The sequence below is a fragment of the Micavibrio aeruginosavorus ARL-13 genome, assembly GCF_000226315.1.
Classification (GTDB): Bacteria; Pseudomonadota; Alphaproteobacteria; order Micavibrionales; family Micavibrionaceae; genus Micavibrio; species Micavibrio aeruginosavorus_B.
In genome coordinates this window covers 1,594,274-1,614,894 of record NC_016026.1, presented here as the reverse complement: position 1 = coordinate 1,614,894, position 20,621 = coordinate 1,594,274, and the positions used below count along the sequence as shown (strand labels likewise).

Annotated in this window: 18 protein-coding genes; 13 read left to right on the top strand and 5 right to left on the bottom strand. The window is 55.3% G+C overall.

Features of this window, described 5'->3' with window-relative positions; translation table 11 throughout:
• Positions 1–291: 291 nt before the first annotated feature.
• The 4 genes from MICA_RS07645 to MICA_RS07630 are packed head-to-tail and all read left to right on the top strand — an operon-like array spanning position 292 to position 3,628.
• Entirely contained in the window at positions 292–999 is a 708-nt protein-coding gene (locus MICA_RS07645; RefSeq protein WP_014103157.1) for a DUF502 domain-containing protein, read from the top strand.
• 15 nt (positions 1,000–1,014) lie between these two features.
• Entirely contained in the window at positions 1,015–1,968 is a 954-nt protein-coding gene (gene cysK / locus MICA_RS07640; protein ID WP_014103156.1) for a cysteine synthase A, read from the top strand.
• Positions 1,965–2,603 carry a serine O-acetyltransferase gene (gene cysE / locus MICA_RS07635; protein ID WP_014103155.1) on the top strand — a complete coding sequence of 213 codons (639 nt, stop codon included), beginning with the start codon at positions 1,965–1,967 and terminating at the stop codon, positions 2,601–2,603. The genes cysK and cysE overlap by 4 nt, the downstream gene beginning before the upstream one ends.
• A complete protein-coding gene (locus MICA_RS07630) occupies positions 2,582–3,628 on the top strand; it encodes a hypothetical protein (RefSeq protein ID WP_014103154.1) in 1,047 nt (348 codons plus the stop codon). Before cysE ends, MICA_RS07630 begins: the two co-directional genes overlap by 22 nt.
• 75 nt (positions 3,629–3,703) lie before the next feature.
• Here MICA_RS07630 and MICA_RS07625 read toward each other — a convergent pair whose 3' ends face one another.
• Complete coding sequence (locus tag MICA_RS07625) at positions 3,704–4,558, bottom strand: hypothetical protein (protein WP_014103153.1); 855 nt, start codon at positions 4,556–4,558, stop codon at positions 3,704–3,706.
• An 80-nt stretch (positions 4,559–4,638) separates the two neighbouring features.
• On the bottom strand, positions 4,639–6,774 hold the full coding sequence (recG, locus tag MICA_RS07620; RefSeq protein WP_014103152.1) for an ATP-dependent DNA helicase RecG: 2,136 nt from the start codon (positions 6,772–6,774) through the stop codon (positions 4,639–4,641).
• A 44-nt stretch (positions 6,775–6,818) separates the two neighbouring features.
• On the opposite strand from recG, the gene MICA_RS07615 reads away from it, so the two are divergent.
• The 3 genes from MICA_RS07615 to MICA_RS07605 all read left to right on the top strand — a co-directional run bounded on the left by MICA_RS07615 (position 6,819) and on the right by MICA_RS07605 (position 8,607).
• Entirely contained in the window at positions 6,819–7,097 is a 279-nt protein-coding gene (locus MICA_RS07615; protein WP_014103151.1) for a succinate dehydrogenase assembly factor 2, read from the top strand.
• Positions 7,098–7,176: 79 nt separating this feature from the next.
• On the top strand, positions 7,177–7,593 hold the full coding sequence (locus MICA_RS07610; RefSeq protein ID WP_014103150.1) for a hypothetical protein: 417 nt from the start codon (positions 7,177–7,179) through the stop codon (positions 7,591–7,593).
• A gap of 96 nt (positions 7,594–7,689) precedes the next feature.
• Complete coding sequence (locus MICA_RS07605; protein WP_014103149.1) at positions 7,690–8,607, top strand: nitrilase-related carbon-nitrogen hydrolase; 918 nt, start codon at positions 7,690–7,692, stop codon at positions 8,605–8,607.
• Positions 8,608–8,623: 16 nt separating this feature from the next.
• On the opposite strand, the gene MICA_RS07600 is transcribed toward MICA_RS07605, so the two are convergent.
• Positions 8,624–9,415 carry a hypothetical protein gene (locus tag MICA_RS07600; RefSeq protein ID WP_014103148.1) on the bottom strand — a complete coding sequence of 264 codons (792 nt, stop codon included), beginning with the start codon at positions 9,413–9,415 and terminating at the stop codon, positions 8,624–8,626.
• A 19-nt stretch (positions 9,416–9,434) separates the two neighbouring features.
• On the bottom strand, positions 9,435–9,719 hold the full coding sequence (locus MICA_RS12325; protein WP_236619986.1) for a hypothetical protein: 285 nt from the start codon (positions 9,717–9,719) through the stop codon (positions 9,435–9,437).
• Between MICA_RS12325 and mfd the strand changes: the two genes are divergently transcribed.
• The 6 genes from mfd (at position 9,634) to MICA_RS07570 (ending at position 18,685) form a co-directional block, all read left to right on the top strand.
• Positions 9,634–13,173, top strand: coding sequence for a transcription-repair coupling factor (mfd, locus tag MICA_RS07595; protein ID WP_014103147.1), 3,540 nt, complete (start codon positions 9,634–9,636; stop codon positions 13,171–13,173). The two genes, MICA_RS12325 and mfd, sit on opposite strands and share 86 nt — an antisense overlap.
• Positions 13,174–13,387: 214 nt before the next feature.
• Positions 13,388–14,617, top strand: coding sequence for a Glu/Leu/Phe/Val dehydrogenase dimerization domain-containing protein (locus MICA_RS07590; protein WP_148260448.1), 1,230 nt, complete (start codon positions 13,388–13,390; stop codon positions 14,615–14,617).
• An 87-nt stretch (positions 14,618–14,704) separates the two neighbouring features.
• Positions 14,705–15,121, top strand: a complete 417-nt coding sequence (locus tag MICA_RS07585) for a hypothetical protein (protein ID WP_014103145.1) — start codon at positions 14,705–14,707, stop codon at positions 15,119–15,121.
• A gap of 60 nt (positions 15,122–15,181) precedes the next feature.
• Positions 15,182–16,258: an aminoglycoside phosphotransferase family protein gene (locus MICA_RS07580; protein ID WP_236619879.1), complete on the top strand. Its 1,077-nt coding sequence runs from the start codon at positions 15,182–15,184 to the stop codon at positions 16,256–16,258.
• Between the two features lie 228 nt (positions 16,259–16,486).
• Positions 16,487–17,437 (top strand): prephenate dehydratase, encoded by a 951-nt coding sequence (locus tag MICA_RS07575; protein WP_236619878.1) that lies wholly within the window; start codon positions 16,487–16,489, stop codon positions 17,435–17,437.
• Positions 17,438–17,467: 30 nt separating this feature from the next.
• Positions 17,468–18,685: a pyridoxal phosphate-dependent aminotransferase gene (locus MICA_RS07570; RefSeq protein WP_014103142.1), complete on the top strand. Its 1,218-nt coding sequence runs from the start codon at positions 17,468–17,470 to the stop codon at positions 18,683–18,685.
• Positions 18,686–18,823: 138 nt separating this feature from the next.
• Here MICA_RS07570 and MICA_RS07565 read toward each other — a convergent pair whose 3' ends face one another.
• Positions 18,824–20,572 carry a patatin-like phospholipase family protein gene (locus tag MICA_RS07565; protein ID WP_014103141.1) on the bottom strand — a complete coding sequence of 583 codons (1,749 nt, stop codon included), beginning with the start codon at positions 20,570–20,572 and terminating at the stop codon, positions 18,824–18,826.
• Between the last annotated feature and the right edge of the window lie 49 nt (positions 20,573–20,621).

Here is a 20,621-nt window from a genome sequence, read left to right as displayed (position 1 = left end):
TAATGTTGACGCGCTATGGAAAACTATGGTTTATATCGTCTTACGTTTGGAATTATAGCGTTTATTGGTATCTCCCCATACACACACACCAATAAAGGCTTCACACACCAAACGCCGTGGATAGCTTCCCCCAAGCCCCACGATAAAAAAGACCCCTCGAAGGCCCACACACCTTCGGGGGGTCGCTTTTTGTGTGTTTTGCGCATGTGCACTGGTCATCGGGCGCGGACATGGTATCTTTTCCATGATCTTTTTCGCGTAATCCCCCTTATGTCCCAGGAGTCGTGGCGCATGACCACTGAACAACCGCAAACACCCCCCGATCAACCGCAGGAGCGTGAACCGTTTCATTTGAGCGTGTTTGCAAAAATTCGCGGTTATTTCCTCGCGGGTATTCTGGTTACGGCACCGATTTCAATTACGCTGTATTTGACCTGGGTGTTCCTGAAATTTATCGACAGCAAAGTGTCGGCGATTATTCCTGCACATTATTATCCCGAAACCGCCGTGCCGGGGCTGGGGCTGATTATTGCGGTTGCGTTTTTTATCACCATTGGGTGGTTTGCGCGCAATTTCATGGGCCGTGTGGTCATCAATATCTCTGAATATATTGTTGATCGTATGCCTGTTATCCGAACATTATACGGTGCGACGAAACAGGTTTTTGAAACGGTGATGGGCGCGCAATCGCAAGCCTTTCGCGAGGCGGTCATGTTTCAATATCCGCGCCCCGGTATCTGGGCCATGGGTTTCGTTACGGGCACGACAAAGGGGGAGGTGCAGCGTTTGACCGATGACGAGGTGGTGAATGTATTTTTGCCCACCACGCCAAACCCGACATCCGGCTTCCTGTTGTTTATTCCGCGTAAAGATTTAATTTTCTTAGAGATGAATGTTGAAGACGCCATCAAAATGATTGTGTCTGGTGGCATCATTACGCCATCGGATCCCACATTAAACCCGCCGCAGCCCAAAAATGGAAACGGCAAGAAAAAATAATCGAGGAGACGGCATATGACCGAATTTCGTGGAAAAATTTATGACTCGGTTATCGATACGATCGGCGCAACGCCGATGGTGCGTTTGAAACGACTGTCAGAAAAATATGGTGTGACCGCCGACATCGTGGCCAAGCTGGAATTTTTTAATCCGCTGGGATCGGTCAAGGACCGGATCGGCTTTGCCATGATTGATGCAGCCGAAGCGGCGGGGGATATTACCCCGGGTAAAACCGTTTTGATAGAACCCACATCGGGTAATACCGGAATTGCGCTGGCGTTTGTGGCCGCCGCGCGCGGATATCGGTTGATTTTGACCATGCCCGAAAGCATGTCTGTGGAACGCCGGAAAATGCTGAAATTACTGGGCGCGGAACTGGTCCTGACCCCGGCGGATAAGGGGATGAAGGGCGCGATTGCCAAGGCGGACGAATTGAAAGCCGAATATCCCGACAGTTTTATTCCCGGGCAATTCGACAACCCCGCAAACCCCGCCATTCATGAACGCACAACGGCGGAAGAAATCTGGAATGACACGGATGGCATGGCCGATATCCTGATTTCCGGTGTGGGAACGGGGGGGACGCTGACCGGTGTGTCGCGTGTGTTGAAGGAACGCAATCCCGGTTTCAAGACCGTCGCCGTTGAACCGGCGGCCAGCCCGGTTTTATCCGGTGGGGAACCGGGCCTGCATAAAATTCAAGGGATTGGGGCCGGGTTCGTGCCGTCCATCCTGCAAACCGATTTAATTGATAAGATCATCAAGGTTGAAAATGACGATGCCGTTAAAATGGCGCGTGATGTGGCAAAAATTGAAGGGTTGCCTGTGGGCATTTCTTCTGGCGCGGCCCTGTGGGCGGCCATTCAAGTGGCTAGGGATCCGGCCAATGCCGAAAAAATGATCGTCGTTATCATTCCGTCTTTCGCCGAACGTTATTTGTCGACGGTGTTGTTTGAGGGCTTAGAATGAAGGTGATGACGGGATTACAGGATTTTATCCGGTCCATCCGGGATCGCGATGCCGCGTGCCCGACATGGGCCGAGGTTGTATTCTGCTATCCCGGCTTTCATATCCTGACGATCTTTCATCCGTTGGCGCATTTTTTATGGGCGCATAAACTGCGTGCCCTGGCGCGGTTTTGGATGTATGTCGGGCGGTGGATAACGGGCATTGAAATCCACCCGGCGGCCAAAATCGGCAAAAATGTCTTCATCGACCACGGTACGGGTATTGTGATCGGTGCCACCGCAACGGTGGGTGATGATTGCGTTATTTACCACGGCGTTACGTTGGGCGGCACGGGCCACGGCCCGCAATGTGGCAAACGCCACCCCGATATCGGCAATAACGTGATGATTGGGGCAGGGGCGCAAGTCCTGGGCCCGATCAGCGTTGGCGACAACGCCGCAATCGGCGCCAATTCGGTTGTCACGCGCGATGTTCCGCCGGGCGCCACGGTCGTCGGCATCCCCGCACGCATCACGGGCCAGAAAGATAAAGACACCGAAGTCTATTACGGCCTTCCCATCGGCGATGGTGACACCGACGACAATCGTGTGTCAGTCCGCGTGATGGCGGAAAAATGGAAGGGTTCGGGGATTTAATTTCTAAAGGGGGTTTTGTGCGGTTTTCTTATAAGGCATATTTTTTATTCTCAATTGTCTGTTTTTCGATTCTATTTTGTTCCGTTCAGGCATCACAGGCATTTTTTGACTCTGGCAAAGACCGCGCAAGCGCAGAAATTATGCTGGATGGTCAAACTTACACGCGCGGTGATCTAATTGCGTCCCTGTTGGTTTCTGCTTTTTCGGACCGTTTCTGGAATGACGATGTTGTAGATAGAATTGGGTCATCGCGCTTTGGGGCGATGGTCGGTTCGTATATGAAGGACGGAAACGGCAACTATGAAACGGAGAAAAAATCCCGCCCATGGATGGCGGATCATATTCATCGTCCGAATGGGTGGCCTAAATCCGGCGTTGTAAACAAATGGTCGCAATCAAAAATATCTGTTGCATTTGGGTGGCCTGCTTATTCGCAGGGGCAAAGTGTTTCCAGTATTAGTCCTTATAATCAACAGGGGGCCGACAAATTGTATGCCTCCATTGAAAAATCTGCCCGGAAAGCCGTTCCTCAATTATCTGGGGGCAGGGTGCCTGCCTTGACGTTCATGCCCATGGGGGATGCGGATGACGCGACGGAAGATTATGCAAGAATCAGAATTATCCCAACAAATAGGCTCAATGCACGCTCGCCCATTAATCCCGGGAGTGATGGATATCAAGTTGAATTACAAGAGCGTGGGTTTTGGGGTGGTGTTCTGATTGACGATGCTGAGCCATTGATGGAGGCTTATATTCTGCCGGATCACAATAACAATATCGATCTTGCTGTGTGCAAAATCGATATGTCGGCGACGGAAAGTGATGTTGATCGATTGGTTCCGAAGTGCCTTATGGGTGCTTTGGGTTTGCCGGAATTGTCTACAGAACAAAGCCCTGATGGTGTGGGCTATGCCACGGGCTATCAAAAATATTTGCTTCAATTGCTTTATTGTCCCGCGATCAAGCCGGGTATGGATAAGGCCGGTGTGTTTCAAGTGTTAGCCGATAGCAGTCGTTGTTGGTAATATGCATATTGAACGGAATAAAAAGGGACGGCGATTAAACCGCCGTCCCCTTTTTTATATTTCTGTCTTGCTGGATTATGCTGGTGCAAACGTGCGTTGGTAGGCCGGTTTTTGTTCCGGTTCTTCCTCTGCACGGGTGGCGTGAATGGGGCCGACGCCGTTTTTCTGGGCGAGCCAGTTCTGGATTTCAGATTTTACGGCGGCGATGGTGGCCGTGTCGGCTTCTGGCGCATTGTTGACTTTTAATCCGCATTCCTGGGCCATGATGCTGAGGATCAGGCGGTCATCGGCGTTGCCGCGCACATCTACGCCTTCTGCGCACAAAGACGGGTCGGTCATGGCGATCAGCGTCATTTCATAGGCTGTTGCGAATGAAACATCGTTGTTTTGCGCGAAAATATGGTCGCGGGACACGGAAATGACATCGTCCGCGCCTTGGGCTTCGAACGATTTTTCCAGTTCAACCGTAACGGTAACCGTTTTGGCGAGTTCTTCGACGTAATACGGGTTGATTGTTTCTTGTTCGAACACTTTGCACAGAACGCTTTGCAGGTGGGCCATGCGGTTGAACATATCGCGCAATGTGTCGCGTTCCGCATCCGGGCGTACGGCTTCGGCGTCAATGGCGTCTTCCTCGACGGCGGCGCTTTGCGGTTCGGCGGGGCCGAAATCGGCTTCGATAAATTCGCCGTCGATCACGTCGTCGTCGCGGCGGGCGGAGCCGAATGTTTCTGTGCCTTCTTCTTGGTGAATTTGGCTCAAACGGATCAACGCGTTTTCCGCCGCTTCTTCGCGCAGGCGACGGGCGGTGCGTTCTTCTTCGGTTTCTTCTTCATCATTGCGGCGGACAAAGCCAACTTCGTTGGAGCCTTTGTCGTCGTCGTGATTGTCGTCCGGGTTTTGACCGTTTTGGGGAACCAGATTTGTCATGGCCTGCCTCTATATAAAAAGCCGTTAAATATGCGGTGGCGCATATTAATCAATTCGGAATTGGGGCGCAAATTCTGCGCTTAACCGGATCTAAGGTATTGAATTGCCTGATCTCTTTCAAACAGATAAAGCAGGTGGCGCAGGGCGTTGCCGCGCGGGCCTTTCAGGTCGGGGTCCTTGTCGATAATCAATCGGGCATCATCCCGGGCGGTGGCCAGCAATTCCGCATGGGCCGACAGGTCGGCCAGACGGAAGGTGGGCAAGCCGCTTTGCTTGGTGCCGAGAATGTCGCCACTGCCGCGCAGTTCCAGATCTTTCTCCGCGATCAGGAAGCCATCTTCCGTATCCCGCATGGTGGCCAAGCGTGCTTTGCCATTGTCGGAGAGGGGACCGGAATAGAGCAGGAAGCAAAATGATTTGTCACCGCCACGGCCCACACGCCCACGCAATTGGTGCAATTGCGCCAAGCCAAACCGCTCGGCGTGTTCGATAATCATAATGGTGGCTTCGGGGACGTTCACGCCCACTTCAATCACCGTCGTGGCGACAAGGATGGACAGGTCGCCGCGCGCGAATTTTTCCATTACCTCGTCTTTTTCCTGTGGCTTCAATCGCCCGTGGACAAGGCCGACACGGTCGCCAAAGCGGGCCTGCAGAATATCAAACCGTTCTTCGGCGGCGGCCAGATCCATCACTTCTGATTCTTCGACCAGCGGACAAACCCAATAAACACGGGCTCCGGCGGCAATCTGGCGGGCGATGCCGTCAATCATTTCATCCAGCTTGTCTTGCGACATCAACCGCGTATCCACGGGTTTTCGTCCCGGCGGCTTTTCGTTCAATCGGCTGACATCCATATCGCCATAGGCGGTGAGGGTCAGCGTGCGCGGGATCGGCGTGGCCGTCATCACCAACGTATCAACACCTTTTCCCTTGGACGCCAGTTGCAAACGCTGATGCACGCCAAAGCGATGTTGTTCGTCAATGACGGCGAGGCCAAGATCAGAGAAAATCACATCATCCTGGAATAACGCATGGGTGCCAATCACCACTTGCGCCGCGCCACTGGCGATTTGTTGCAGGAGCAGATCGCGGGCTTTGCCCTTGTCACGCCCAGTCAGGATAACAAAGCGAACGCCCGCCGCATCCAGCCATGGTTTCAAGCTTTGCGCGTGCTGGCGGGCGAGGATTTCGGTGGGGGCCATCAAGGCCGCCTGTGCGCCCGTATCAATCGCATTCATCATGGAGAGGGCGGCAACAACGGTCTTGCCACTGCCCACATCACCTTGGAGCAGGCGCAACATGCGTTCATCGCTGCCCATATCGGCATCGATTTCGACCAAGGATTGTTTCTGCGCCCCGGTTAATTCAAACGGAACAGCGGCCAAAACGCGGGCGCGGTGGGGGCCGTTGGTGTTGTAAATGCGGCCATTCACTTTGCGTTGGCGATACCGCACCAATGACAACGCCAATTGGTTGGCCAGCAATTCATCATAGGCCAACCGCGCCCGTGCCGGGTGCAGGGGTGACAATCCATTTTCGCCGGGCGGGTTGTGCAATGTCCGCAGCGCATCATCCCACACCGGCCAATGTTGACGCGCGAAATAGGCAGCATCCTGCCATTCCGGCAAGCATGGAACGGCGGGCAGAGCGGAATTGATCGCCTTGCGCACGGCCTTGTTCGTTACACCAGCGGTCAGGGCATAGATGGGTTCGATGGTGGCGATTGAATCTTTGTCTTCCAATGCGCCCAAGGCGTCGGGGTGGACCATCTGCAATTGGCCCTGATACGCCTCGACCTTGCCGCTGGCGATAATGGTTGCACCCAGCGGCATATTTTTTTCAATGTAATCCTTGTGCGCGTTAAAGAACACCAGATCAATCGACCCGGTGTCATCTTTGCATCGCACGCGATAGGGCAGGTTGCGCCGTGTGTTCGGTATGTGCTTTTCAACGCGCAGGGTCAGCGTGGCGGTTTTGCCGGGCAGGGCCTCGGCCAATGTGGGTGCGTACCGCCGATCAATAAAATCGATGGGCTTGTGCCAGAGCAGGTCGAGGATCTTCGGCCCACCAACCAGTTTCTCCAACAACTTGCCATTGCGCGGGCCAATCCCGGACAGGGCGGTCAGGGGCCGGAACAGCGGGTCCAACGCAAAGGGCCGCCCGATGGATTTGGGCGGCGAGGCGGTTTCGGCATGTTCGGGCTGACTGGTCATGGGGGGATTTGACCAAAATATGGGGGGCGGGTAAAGTCGCCATTATGAACACGCAAGCCCCCGAACATGTTGACGATCTGCGCCGCCGGTTGATGTATCAATCCGATCATCGCGGAACCAAGGAAATGGACATTATTCTGGGCCGTTTTGCTCGGGATTATGTGCCCGACTTTTCGGCCGAGGAACTGGCTGATTATGCCAATGTCCTGCAATTGAACGATGTTGACTTGTATAACTGGGTCACGGGACAAGCCACGCCCCCGGCCAATGTTGTCACCCCGGTTCTGCGAAAACTGCTGGATCACCAGCCGTTTGATCGCTGATTATATTGACATAACGCACAACTCCCGTTTATGCTGCTTTTGTGCCGTGCGGTAATGGCAAGGTAAGGGGTGTAACGCAATGAAATCATTGGAAATTTTAAAAGATAAGGCTCTGGCTGAGGCCCATCGCGTGGCGGATATCACCACCTTGCGCGCGGATTCGGCGCGGATGCATTTTAACGCCGTTGCGGGACAGCCGATCCGGGCGGTTGAATTGTCCGATGTTTTGAACCGGGCCGTGGCGCATGGCTTGGTCCAACGGACGGGCATGGAAAATTCCGGCCTGAAATATCCGCGCCGGGAACGCGGGCTGCTGGCGGAAAACGCGATGGTGTCGGGCAAGGACGCGATTGATACGCTCTACCACATTTTTGTTCAGGCCCGCCGCGCGGAAAACATCCTGAAAAACCCCAACGGTTATACGCTCAGCCCATGCCGTCGCCTTTACGGTGTTCGCAAGGATGGGCACGGTGGCTGGAAGCCCCTTTTTGACTGATCCCAACGTCGGAATTTGTTGAAACTTGGCGGCGGCAATGGTTTATTGGCGCCGCAATATAACCCCCTTTGACCTGTAGCAGACTGGTGTAATGACATGACGGCCAACAAAGAAACCATGACGATTGCCCACTGGGTTGCCAACTATGGCACACCTGTAAAAGACGCCCATGATTGGTGCGCTTTGGTGGAAAGCCAGTTGGAGCGCGCGAAGGCGGAAAAAGCCGATGTGCTGCTGATCCCGGAATATTGCTCGGAAGGGATGCTGCATTACGCTCCGGCCGATCTGCCTCCGACGGGGGAAGTCGAATGGATGGCGGGTCAGGCGCAGATCGTTCAACCGATCCTGCAAGAGCTGGTCAAGAAAACCGGTGTTGCGCTGGTCGCGGGCAGCATGCCGTGGCCGCATGACAGCGGCAATGGTTTCACCAACCGGTGCTGGTTCCTGTTCCCGGACCGCGAAGCGGCGTTCCATGACAAGCTGGTCATGACCCCGTTTGAAAAGGACCCGGCATCGTGGGAACTGGAAGTGGGCAAGGATGTGAAGATCATCGAATGGCGCGGGTTCCGTCTGTCCATCCTGATCTGCCTCGACATCGAAATGCCGATCCTGTCGTGCAAAATGTCCATGCTGGATATCGATCTGATCTTCGTGCCGTCGCAAACGTCGAAACCGTCCGGTTATCACCGCGTGTTTGGCTGCGCCAAGGCGCGGGCCGTTGAAATGCTGACCGCGCTGGCCGTTGTTGGTTGCGTGGGGGCTCCGACATTGGCCGGGAAGAAACGCGACACCTATCACAGCGGTGCATCCTTGTACCTGCCGTGCGAAGAAGCGTTTGGTTATAACGGCATCTGGGCCGAAATTGCGGTGTCGCCGGGCAAGGAACTGCCGGGTGATATGCTGATTTCCCGCGATGTGCCGCTGGGCAAAATCCGCGCGATCCGTCATGGCGAACCGGAAGTCTGGCCGGGCCCGTGGAACGCCGATGGCGTGGAAATTAAAGAAGCGGCTTAATGTAAGCCGCTTCCAATTAAACGAATTTCAAAGCTTGAACCGCCGCCTTGTCTAACAGGGGGGCGGTTTCCTTTTGCGGTGTGTTGTCGTTGGCGGCCTTGGCGCTCCATTCTGCCAGTTCCTGCATCATGTTCCGGTAATGCGCAATCTGGGTATGGTCGAAGTTGGGCAGGGCTTTGTTGAATTGGGCCTTCACGAAATCAAGCGCGGCCTGTGGTGTGGCATATTGGCCATCCACCGGATAATTGTACAAATTCATCGTGTCGCAATAATCCAGATGCGCGTCCAACGGTGGTTGAACATAGTTAAACGGCACTTCGCGCGCCCCCCATGATGTGAACAGGCGGATGCGGGCGCTGGGGTCCATGACATCGTTTTTGGCATCAATCACGGCGGGGTCGTGGCATTCAACAAACACACCACGCAAGGATGCGTTTTGATTGGCCGACAGTTGTTTCAATGATTCAATCCGGCTGTGAACCAGAATTTTTCCAATGCCTTCGCCTTTGGCCTTGGGGCACACGGCGTTATAGGCCAGCAATCCGACGTGTTCCGGGTGAAAGTGGTACGCCACGGCAATGCCCTTGACCACGCGGTCCGGGCCATTGGAGGTCAGGTTGTTTCCGGCAATGTTCACGATGGCCTGAACGCCGGGAACGGCCCCGTTCATCAGCCCGTGGATTTGTTCCAGGCTTTCGCGCTCGTTCACATCGGGAAAAGCCGGGATATAGATTTCGCTGTAGGCTTGGGCAAGGGCGTTAAACAGATCCTTGCGATCCTTCGTCACGTTGGCAAATTGCAGTCCCATACGACTCATGTCCTGTTTTTTACGCAGTTGAATTGGTTGTTTTTCTGTCTGCTGCGGCACAGTATTTATCCCAATCCGATTTTTGTCGCCATCTTTTTTGACATAGTGCGCTGAATTTATTGGTGTATTTGTTGCGATGCAAAAAGTCTGGTTTGGGGGCGGTTTGAGAGCTGAAAAAACCTTTGATCTGAATGGATTGGGGGGGTACAAAACCGCCTATGTCCGGCGCTTCTGAACCATCTTCTAAATCTGTATCGACCCTGCGGACCCTGTTCGGGGCGCCCGAGGGGATGGATGCGCGCATTCTGGCCGACCGGGCGCGGGCGTTGATGCCCGATGACCGGGTGCTGATTCACGTCGCGATGGATGATGCGCGTGTGGCGGAACTGGCCGACCTGCTGGCGTTCTTTGCGCCCGATGTGCAGGTGGTGCAATTCCCGGCGTGGGATTGTTTGCCCTATGACCGCGTATCACCCAACAACGATATTGTCGCGCACCGTGTGGCGGCTCTCGCAACCCTGATCCATTGGGACCAGCAGAAAGAACGCTTTCCGCGCCTTGTCCTGACCACTGTGAATGCGGTGACGCAACGCGTGACACCGCGCGCGGCATTGGAAGGGGCCAGCTTCATTGCGCGCGTGGGGGAACGGGTGAATGTCGATGCACTGATGAACTTCCTGGGCCAAAACGGCTATGTCCGCACTGATACAGTGCGTGAAGCGGGGGAGTTCGCGCAGCGCGGCGGTATTATTGATTTGTTCCCGCCGGGGTATGACGATCCAATTCGCCTCGACCTGTTTGGTGATACGTTGGAGGGCATTCGCACCTTCGACCCCGCCAGCCAGCGCACGGATAAGAAATTGTCGCATTTCGCCCTGCGCCCCGCGACCGAATTTTTCCTGAACGAAGATTCTATCGCCCGGTTCCGCGCGCGGTACCGTGATTTATTCGGTGTGGTGCGCAATGATGATCCGCTGTATGAGGCCGTATCGTCCGCGCGCCGTTATAACGGCATGGATCATTGGTTGCCGTTGTTTTTTGATCGGCTGGATACGTTGTTCGATTATGCGCCGGGTGCGTCCGTGACTGTGGATCATCTGGCCGAACAATCCCGCGCCGAACGTCTGGCGCAGGTGGAGGATTTCTACGCCGCCCGCCGCACCCTGGAAGATTCTGCCAAGGACAAGAAGAAAGCGCGGAAAGAGGGTAGTGATGTATCCTTGTCCGGAACCATCTATCACCCCGTTCCGGTGAATGATTTGTATATCGGCACCGATGAATGGCGTCGATTGGCGGCGGATGAAATGCAACTCTCCCCCTTTGGTGCGGCCGAAGAAGCGGGGATGGAGGATGCAGGCGGGCGCAAAGGGCGCGATTTCGGTGACATTCGTGCGCGTCCGGACGCCGATGTGTTTGGCGAATTGGCCAATCATGTTGCGCATCTGCGTTTGGAGAAGGGGCGCAAGATCGTTATTGCGGCCTACAGCCCCGGATCACGCGAACGCCTGCGCAGTTTGATGACCAATGCGGGATTCGCCAATTTCAAAGATTGCGACCATTGGGATGATGTGAAATCGCTGAACCCCGGCCAGACGGGGATGGCGATTTTGACGTTGGAAAACGGGTTTGTATCGCCCGATCTGGCGATTTTGACGGAACAGGACATCCTTGGCGATCGCATGGCGCGGCGGAAGCAGAAGAAGCGCAAGGCCGATAATTTCCTGACCGAAGTGTCTTCGCTGACGCCCGGTGATCTGGTTGTTCACGTCGATCATGGGATTGGCCGGTTTGAGGGGCTGGAAACCATTTCCGCCGCCGGGACTGTGCATGATTGCCTGAAGGTTGTTTATGACGGCGGCGATAAATTGTTCGTGCCTGTTGTGAATATTGAGGTCCTGTCCCGTTTCGGCAGTGACGAAGGCACGACCCAGCTGGACAAGCTCGGTGGGGCCGGGTGGCAGGCGCGCAAAGCCCGCGTGAAGAAAGATTTGATGCGTATGGCGGAGGGGCTGTTGAAAATCGCCGCCGCCCGCATGATGCAGCGAAGTGAAAAATTACACGTCAGCGATGGCATCTACGACGAATTCGTGTCCCGTTTCCCGTATCAGGAAACCGACGACCAATTGCGCGCCATCATGGATGTGATGGAGGATTTGAACACCGACCACCCGATGGATCGTCTGGTCTGCGGCGATGTCGGGTTTGGCAAGACGGAGGTCGCCCTGCGCGCCGCCTTTATCGCCGCCATGTCCGGTGCACAGGTGGCGTTGGTCGTGCCAACCACGTTGCTGGCCCGTCAGCATTACCAGAATTTTTCAAAGCGCTTTGCGGGGCTGGGGCTGCGTATCGAACAATTGTCCCGTTTTGCAAGCCCGCGTGATGCGGCAAAGGCCAAGGACGGCCTGCGCGATGGAGATGTGAATATCGTTATTGGTACACATGCGCTGTTTTCCAAGAGTGTGAAATTCAAAAATCTCGGCCTGTTGATCGTGGACGAAGAACAACGGTTCGGCGTGAAGCAGAAAGAATATTTGAAAGAGATCAAGAACAACGTCCACGTTCTGACCCTGACGGCCACGCCGATCCCGCGGACATTGCAAATGTCGCTGACCGGGGTGCGGGATTTGTCGTTGATGGCGACCCCGCCGGTGGATCGTCTGGCCGTGCGGACATTCGTTTTGCCATTTGACCCGGTTGTGATCCGCGAGGCCTTGTTGCGTGAACATTATCGCGGTGGGCAAAGCTTCTATGTCTGCCCGCGGATCAAGGATCTGGACGAAGTCGAACGGATGCTGAAGGAACTGGTGCCCGAGGTGAAAGTCATCGCCGCGCATGGCCAGATGAGCACGCAGGAACTGGAGGACCGCATGACGGCCTTCTATGATGGGCAATATAACGTTTTACTGGCCACCAATATCATTGAAAACGGGATTGATATTCCAACCGCGAACACGATTGTGATTCACCGATCCGATCTATTTGGCCTGTCCCAGCTTTATCAAATTCGTGGGCGCGTCGGGCGGTCGAAATTGCGCTCTTACGCCTATCTGACCTACGCCCCGGATCAAAAATTATCCCCCACCGCACAAAAGCGGTTGGAGGTGATGGAAACGCTCGACACGCTGGGCGCGGGCTTCCAATTGGCCAGCCACGATATGGACATTCGCGGGGCAGGGAACTTGCTGGGCGAAGAACAATCCGGCCATATCCGCGAAGTGGGTGTGGAGTTGTACCAGCAAATGCTGGAAGAGGCTGTGGCCGAAGCGCGTGCGGGTTCCGAACTGGGTGCCGCGCCACACGAAGAACGCTGGTCACCGCAAATCAATATCGGCACGTCCGTCCTGATCCCCGAAAACTATGTCGAGGATCTGAATGTGCGGATGAGCCTGTATCGTCGTCTGTCCGAATTGGAAACCAAATCGGACATCGAGGGTTTTGCCGCGGAATTGATCGACCGTTTCGGTCCTGTACCGGATGAAGTTGAAAACCTGTTGCAGATTGTCGAGATCAAGCAACTCTGCCGCGCCGCGCATGTGGACCGGGTCGATGCCGGGCCAAAGGGGGCCGTCATCGGCTTCTATAAAGATGCTCCGCCCAATCCGGTGGCCATTATGCAATGGCTGCAATCCAAAGCCGGGTCAATCAAACTGCGTCCGGACCAGAAACTGGCCGCTGTCCGGTCCTGGGACCGTCCCGCCCATCGGGTGCAGGGGGTTCAGGGCTTGATCCGCGAATTGGCGGGGCTGGCGCAGGGATAAGCGCAACGCTGCAAATACTCCATTTTCGTCATACCGGCGAAGGCCGGTATCCAGTGGATGGATTGTATGGATACCGGCCTTCGCCGGTATGACGGTTTGTGTGTTTTTCCCGCTCACTCTGTGTTTGTTGCACCGCCCTGTGACCGCCTTGCTGGTCTATGGCTCGCGTGCGAAAATCCGCCTGTTTCCACCATTAACGGATCAGGGTTTTCACATGACCAACACCGCCGCGTTTGATCGGGTCCCAGCAACGGGTTCGGATTTTCTGACACAACTGGAAAATTTGAAACAGCGCTTCGCCGCCATGAAACCGGAATTCGAAGTCACCGTGCGCGACCCCGCATTGGGGGTCGAAGGGCACGTTGTGGTGTGGAACACGCAGATCAGCGCGGGCGGGCCGCTGCAATTCTCCGGCAAGGGCGGTACGCGCATTACGCCGAACCTGACATTGGACGAAGTACGGATGTTGGCGCGGACCATGGCGCTGAAAAACGCGGCCGCCGGGTTGCCGCTGGGTGGGGCGAAGTCGGGGCTGTGTGCCAATTCATCAATGGATGGTTTTGAAACGCAATATCGCCGTTTCGTATCGCTGTGCAAACCGTTCCTGCATGAAAATGGCGGCGTGTTTGGTGGGTTCGGATTTGATATTGGCGGTAAACCCGAACACGCGCTGTGGGCGTGTGACGAATTGCAATCCACGCGCAGCTTTACGGGCAAGCCTGTGCATATGGGCGGCACCGATTATGACCGTGAAGGCATTGCCGGGCTGGGTGTTGCGACGGCGGCTAAAGCCTTTCTGGACCTGAATAAAAACGATATCGCCGCCACACGTTTTGCCGTGCAGGGCATGGGGGCGATGGGGGCTGCGGTTCTGCGGTATTTCAGCGAACATGGCGCGCAACTGGCATCCATGGCGGACCCGAAATATGGCGGGACATGGGTGTTTGAAAAACCATTGTCGCATGATCTGCGCGATGCGTTGATCCGGATGGATTTTGACAAGGCCACGGCGTTGCTGCCGATGGAGGGGACGTTAATATCCGTCGATGCGGCGGATGTGTTGTATCACGATGTTGATGTCGTGTTCCCCTGCGCGGTGCAGAATGTGATTACGGATGAAAATGTCGGCCGTATCCGCGCCCGTCTGGTGGTGGAGGGGGCGAATGGTCCGGTGACGGAGAGTGCGCGTCTGGCGTTGCATGATCGGGGCATCATGCTGATCCCGGATTTTATCGCCAACCCGGGCGGGATCATTGCGGCCTTTGTCGAGCTGACCCATGAAGCGGGGGACAAGGTGGCGGCAGCCAAATCCATGACGATTGCAAAAATTACCGAAAATGTCGGGCGCGTGGTCGATCTGGCCTGTTTGCACAATGTGGCCCCGGTTCAGGCGGGTATGTATCTGGCGCTTTCGCGAATTTTTGATTTAAAAACAGTCGGTTAATGTTGCGATCCTTCCCGGTTTTGACGCGGGCGCAAACTGTGTCAAACTGGAGGAAGGATCAAAGACAGGCCACCGGAGGGCCAGACCATGAGCCGTGAATATGCCGAAAGCCGCATTCGGGAGGCCCTGCGCCTGTCACGCGGAAATGCAACCAAGGCCCGTCAGCAAGTGATCGCGTGGAGCTATGAAGACCCGCGACTTTTAATGGCGTTGGCCCAGCCGCACTTAACCGGAATCGTGGCTCATGCCGTGAACCGTGTTGTTGAGCACCCGGAAGGCGCGATTATTGACGAAGAAATTCCCGCCACGCCGCGCACTTTGGACATGGCGCCCGATACGTTCGGCAAGGAAATCCTGAAAGCCTTGTCTGGGGCGGGTACGGCGATTTTTGGTCATGAAAGCGGATCGCCCGCATTGTCCGGTCGGCGCAAAAAAGCCTCACAATCGCATATTGATGCATTGAAAAAACTGGCCGGGCGTACACCGCCGGCCGATAAAAAGTAAATGTAAGAATTTTCGATGCCCAAACCAAAATCAAAACCCAAACAATCTGCGTCTCCATCCATGACTCCCATCGAATGGTTTAATGCCCGCCATGCGTTGCGCGCGGCCTTTTTGTCGCGTGCCGGGTGGGGGGATGCAACCATTCACCCCGTGGGTGAAGATTCCGCGTTTCGCCGCTATGTCCGCCTGAAAAAACCGGATGGGGAAACCCGTGTTTTGATGGAAGCCATGCCCGATGGCCACCCAATGGCCACGCCGGGGCATTCCATCAGCGATTTCCTGCGCATCAGTACGTATCTGCGCTCCATCGGCCTGCGCGCGCCGACGGTCTATGACACGGACGCGGCAGAGGGGTACGTGCTGATCGAAGATTTCGGTGATGTGTCATTCAAACGCGCCATGGAAACAAGCGTGGCCACACGCGATGACCTCTATGCGTTGGCCACCGATGCCCTGATCGCCCTGCGCCAACGGGCAAAGGCGGGAGACATCACGTTGCCCGATTATTACGCCAGCCATGTGCATACGGGTCGCCGCCGTCTGGTGGATTGGTATATGCCCGCCGCATTGGGGCAGAAAAATATTGATGGGATCGTCGATGATTATCTGGCCGCATGGGACAAGATTGAAAAATCCCTGCCGCCGGTGCCGCGTGGGTTCCTGCATATCGATTACCATTTCGAAAATCTGATGTGGTTGCCGGGTGCGAGTGATTTAAGCCGTTGCGGTATTCTGGATTTCCAAGGGGCGATGACCGGCCCGGTTCCGTATGATCTGGCGAACCTGCTGGAAGATGCGCGTGTGGATGTGCCTGTTGATCTGCGTAACGCCATGCTGGACCGGTATTGTGCCGACATGGCGGATGATGAACGCGATGCGTTCCGTGCGTGGTATCGCGTGCTGGCTACCCAATTCCATTGCCGTGTTTTGGGGCAGTTTATCCGTCTGGCTGTGCGCGATGGCAAGGATCGCTATCTGGCCCACTTACCGCGCGTGGCGGGGTATATTCGTGATGGTCTGAACGACCCCATTCTGACCCCCTTGGCCGATTGGGCGAAGGGCGCGGGGTTGGATTTCACCGTCATTCCGGCCATTTCCAAGGATACGGCGAAACTGATCCGTCCGGATGCGTTTTAAATAGCACTGTTTTTGGCGCCATTTTCCGTTTTCGGCATTCCCGCGAAAGCGGGAATCCAATGGATGGATCGCATAGATTCCCGCTTTCGCGGGAATGCTGTGTGCGAGGAGTGGGGGATGACGACCAGAGGAGGGGCTATGCCTGTTGCATCGCCATACTTCCCATAGTAAAAATTCCCGGTCACTTTTACCGGATGGAATGTCTTGGGCGATACGGAAAATAAGCCAATGCGGGTCAGTTATCAGGGCATTAAGGGATCATTCTCTTATCGCGCCTGTTCCGAATATTTCCCCGACGGATATTACCAAGGCTATCGCGGATTTCAGGACGCGTTAAGCGCCGTTGAAAACGGCGATGTTGATTTCGCGATGATCCCGGTTGAAAACTCCACATCCGGCCGGGTGATGGAGGTTTATAATCTTCTGCCAGAATCTGGATTGTTCATCGTTGGTGAACATATGGTGCCGATCCACCATTGCCTGATGATCCCGCGCAAAGCCTTCCGCGGCGCACCGCCGGAAAACATGACGACAAAAGACATTGTTGCGTGGAAAGAAAGCGATTTGAGCGCGGAGGAGGTGGCCGTGGCCCTCTCATCCATTCGCGAGGTGCGCAGCCACCCGCAGGCCTTGTCCCAATGCCGCAAATTCATGGCCGACAATCTGCCGCGCGCGTCGGCGAAGGAATATTACGACACAGCAGGGGCCGCACGCGCCATCGCCAATTTCATGTCGCCCGATATTGCGGCGATTGCATCCGAAGATGCGGCGGATCTGTATAATATGACGATCCTGCAAAAGAATATTGAGGACGTGGATATGAACACCACGCGCTTCCTCGTGCTGGCACGCGAACCGTTGGCGGCGGGGGCGCTTTCTGGCCCGGCGATCAGTTCGATCCTGTTTGAAACGGCGCACAAGCCGGGGGCATTGTTCCGCGTGCTGAACGTGTTTGAACGCCACAATATCGACATGACCAAATTGGAAACATACATGGCTGGCCCGGCGCGGCCCAATCCGACATTCTATGTCGATGTGGGCGCGAACATGGCGGACCCGGCGATGAAACCGGTTCTGGATGAATTTGCGGGCCACACCGCCGCGATGCGGATTATGGGGTGCTATCCCGCCAGTGATTTACGTGGGCATGGCAATCCGTTCCTGCCCGTTGCCGCTTAACAGTTTTAACCTCTGAAGGAGATCTGAACCATGTCCATTCTGGCGAGCCGCCTGTCGAAAATTAAACCGTCACCGACGATTGCCGTGACGACCAAAGCCGCCGAGCTGAAAGCCGCGGGCCGTGATGTGATCGGTCTGGGCGCGGGCGAGCCGGATTTTGACACACCGGAATGGATCAAGGACGCCGCCACCGCCGCGATGAAGGCCGGGCAAACGAAATACACCGCCGTTGATGGCACGCCGGCGCTGAAAAAAGCGATCTGCGAAAAATTCAAACGTGAAAACGGCATTGAATATACGCCGGATCAAGTCACCGTGGGTACGGGCGGAAAACAGGTTTTGTACAATGCCCTGATGGCATCGCTGAACCCGGGTGATGAAGTGATTATTCCGGCACCGTACTGGGTATCCTATCCGGACATGACCATTCTGGCCGAAGGTACCCCGGTGTTCGTTGAATGTGGCGAACAACACGGCTTCAAACTGCAGGCCGCTGATCTCGAAAAAGCCATTACGCCGAAAACCAAATGGTTGATCCTGAACTCTCCGTCCAACCCGACGGGCGCGGCGTACACGAAGGCCGAATTGAAAGCCCTGACCGACGTGTTGATGAAACATCCGCATGTCTGGTTGATGACCGATGATATTTACGAACATCTGGTTTATGACGGTTTTGAATTCGCAACCCCGGTGCAGGTTGAGCCGCGTCTGAAAGACCGCACGCTGACCGTCAATGGTGTGTCCAAGGCTTATGCCATGACCGGCTGGCGTATTGGCTATGCCGCGGGCCCGAAAGAGCTGATCAAGGCGATGGGTGGCATTCAGAGCCATTCCACGTCCAACCCGTCCTCGATCTCTCAGGCTGCTGCCGTGGCGGCCCTGAACGGCGATCAAACGTTCCTGAACGAATGGCGTCGTGTGTATAAAGAACGCCGCGATCTGGTCGTGAATATGCTGAACCAGGCCGAGGGCATCACATGCCCGACACCGGAGGGGGCGTTCTATGTTTACGCATCCTGTGCTGGGTGCATCGGTGCGGAAACGCCGGATGGTAAAGTGATCCAGTCCGACAGCGATTTCGTGACCTATCTGCTGGAAACCGAGGGTGTCGCGGCTGTGCAGGGCGCGGCGTTTGGCTTGTCGCCGTATTTCCGCATTTCCTATGCCACGTCGAACAAGGATTTGACTGAGGCCTGCACCCGCATCCAGCGGGCCTGTGCGGCATTGAAAAAGCGCGCGGTGGCATAAACTCTATGATCGTCATCCCGGAAAACGCTTCTGAGCGTTTATGCGGGATTTAGGCCGTGTTGTAAAATTCACGGCAAAAACCCCGGATAAGAGCTGATGCTCTTTCCGGGGTGACGTTTTTTTAGAATGGATGTCTTCTTATTTCGGCTCTGGTCCCTTGTGGGTACAGGGCGGGCGCTGTTTTTTCGGATCGATATTCCCGCTGGCGCAGACATTGCAGGATCCTGCATCCTGGTGCGGCGCAAAGGAGTCGCGATCACGGATGTAGGGGGCCGCAGGCGGCGGGGGCGGTGTGTATTTGTCGCGCTGGACAATCCGGTTAAACAATCCCGTGATGGATTGGCGCAACGTGGTCGGTGCGCGCTCATCAAACTGCAGCCATTTGCTGGGTTTACTGGGCTCGGGGGCCGGCGTGTTGTCGTTATCATGGTCATGGGCCATGGCGGATTCGTTCATCGGATAAATCTTGTCAATTCCGCGAATGATTTCGCTCGCGCGGTCGTTCGTAATATGACCGCGCAGGGCCGCATTCTCGACCAGTTCCTTGGCCAGGGGGACCAGCGTGTCGATATTCTCCCACACCATATCCCAGCCAAAGGATTCCATCTTCTCGATGTTGTCATCACGGGAATCGAACAGGTCCGGGGACGGTGTGCGATCCTGGTGGCTGATTTGCGAACGGGCGCGCAGGTCAACACCGAAATGCGCCGCCGCGTTGATCAGGCGCGGGTTGCTTAAAACCTGTCCGCGCAGTGTGTCCTTGCTCATCGATTTATCAATGACCACAACATTGTCCGCCCCTAAATTCTGGCGCAAATTCATCAGGTCGCGTTGCAAGATAAAACGTTGCGGCAGACCCAGCAGGTGTGCACCCAGCCGCCCAATCAATTGTTGCAGGAACAGCATGCCGTTCAAGCGTTGGACGTCAATTTCGGCATCGCGTTTAGCGGTGCCAATCATGATCAGTTTGATGTTCTTGTTCTTTTGCATGCGCCCCTGATAACTGTTGATCGGGGTTTGCGGCGTATCAAAGTGGGCGATATCGCAATAATGGTTTTCGTTGCTGGCTTTATAAAGCTGGAAAATTGTCTGGGCCGCACTGCTGGCGCAGGTCAGGTCAACAATATCCATGTCAGGGTGTGATACATGGCGCGTTGTCCCGGTTTCGTCCTTGAAGTGGAAGAAAATGGCCGGTTCGTTGCGCGTCACGTTCATGGATGTGACATGGTGGCTGACAATCGTTTCGTTCAGCTTGACGGGTTCATTCGTATCTTCAAAACGATAGGCCGTGTCCAGCGCCTCGCGCAGGACGTTGATGTCATAGCGGGATTTGGCCAGCAAATGGTTGATTCCCCGTTCCACGGCATTGTCCACCGGGCGGATCAACGTGTTGTGCAGGAACCGCATGGGTTTCAGGATAAACGGTTCATACGGCGTGGTTGATCGCTTCAGGCGGTTCATCAACCGTCCGGCACCGTTGACCCCGGCAGAGAGCAGGGCATCCGTTTTTTCAAACGCCATCCATACGATTTCACGGGTGAATTCATGCCCCAGCTTGACCAGATCCATAATCAACTGGCGTTCATAATAAGCGGACCGTGGTGGAAAGGTGCGGCGGCCAACGACCTTGTAAAACTCCAGCGCATCGGCAGCGGAATAACGCGGTTCGGTTGATCCTTTGGATTTCGGGATATTCAATCCGCCCAAGGCCACGGCCCCGGTGGATGATCCGGCGAAATTGTTGAATTGCTTGCTAACGGGAAGCTGCGTCAGGTCCTCAAGAAACTTGAGAACGACCAGGGGGTAGATGCCCCAAAGCACGCCGCCGGGTACGTAGAGAACGTAATCCTGCGGTTCCTGATGATCGGTGTTGTCCCTGTTGCTCATATATAGCGTCACTTTTTGTTTACGCGGGTGACTTGTTTTGCATATCGCA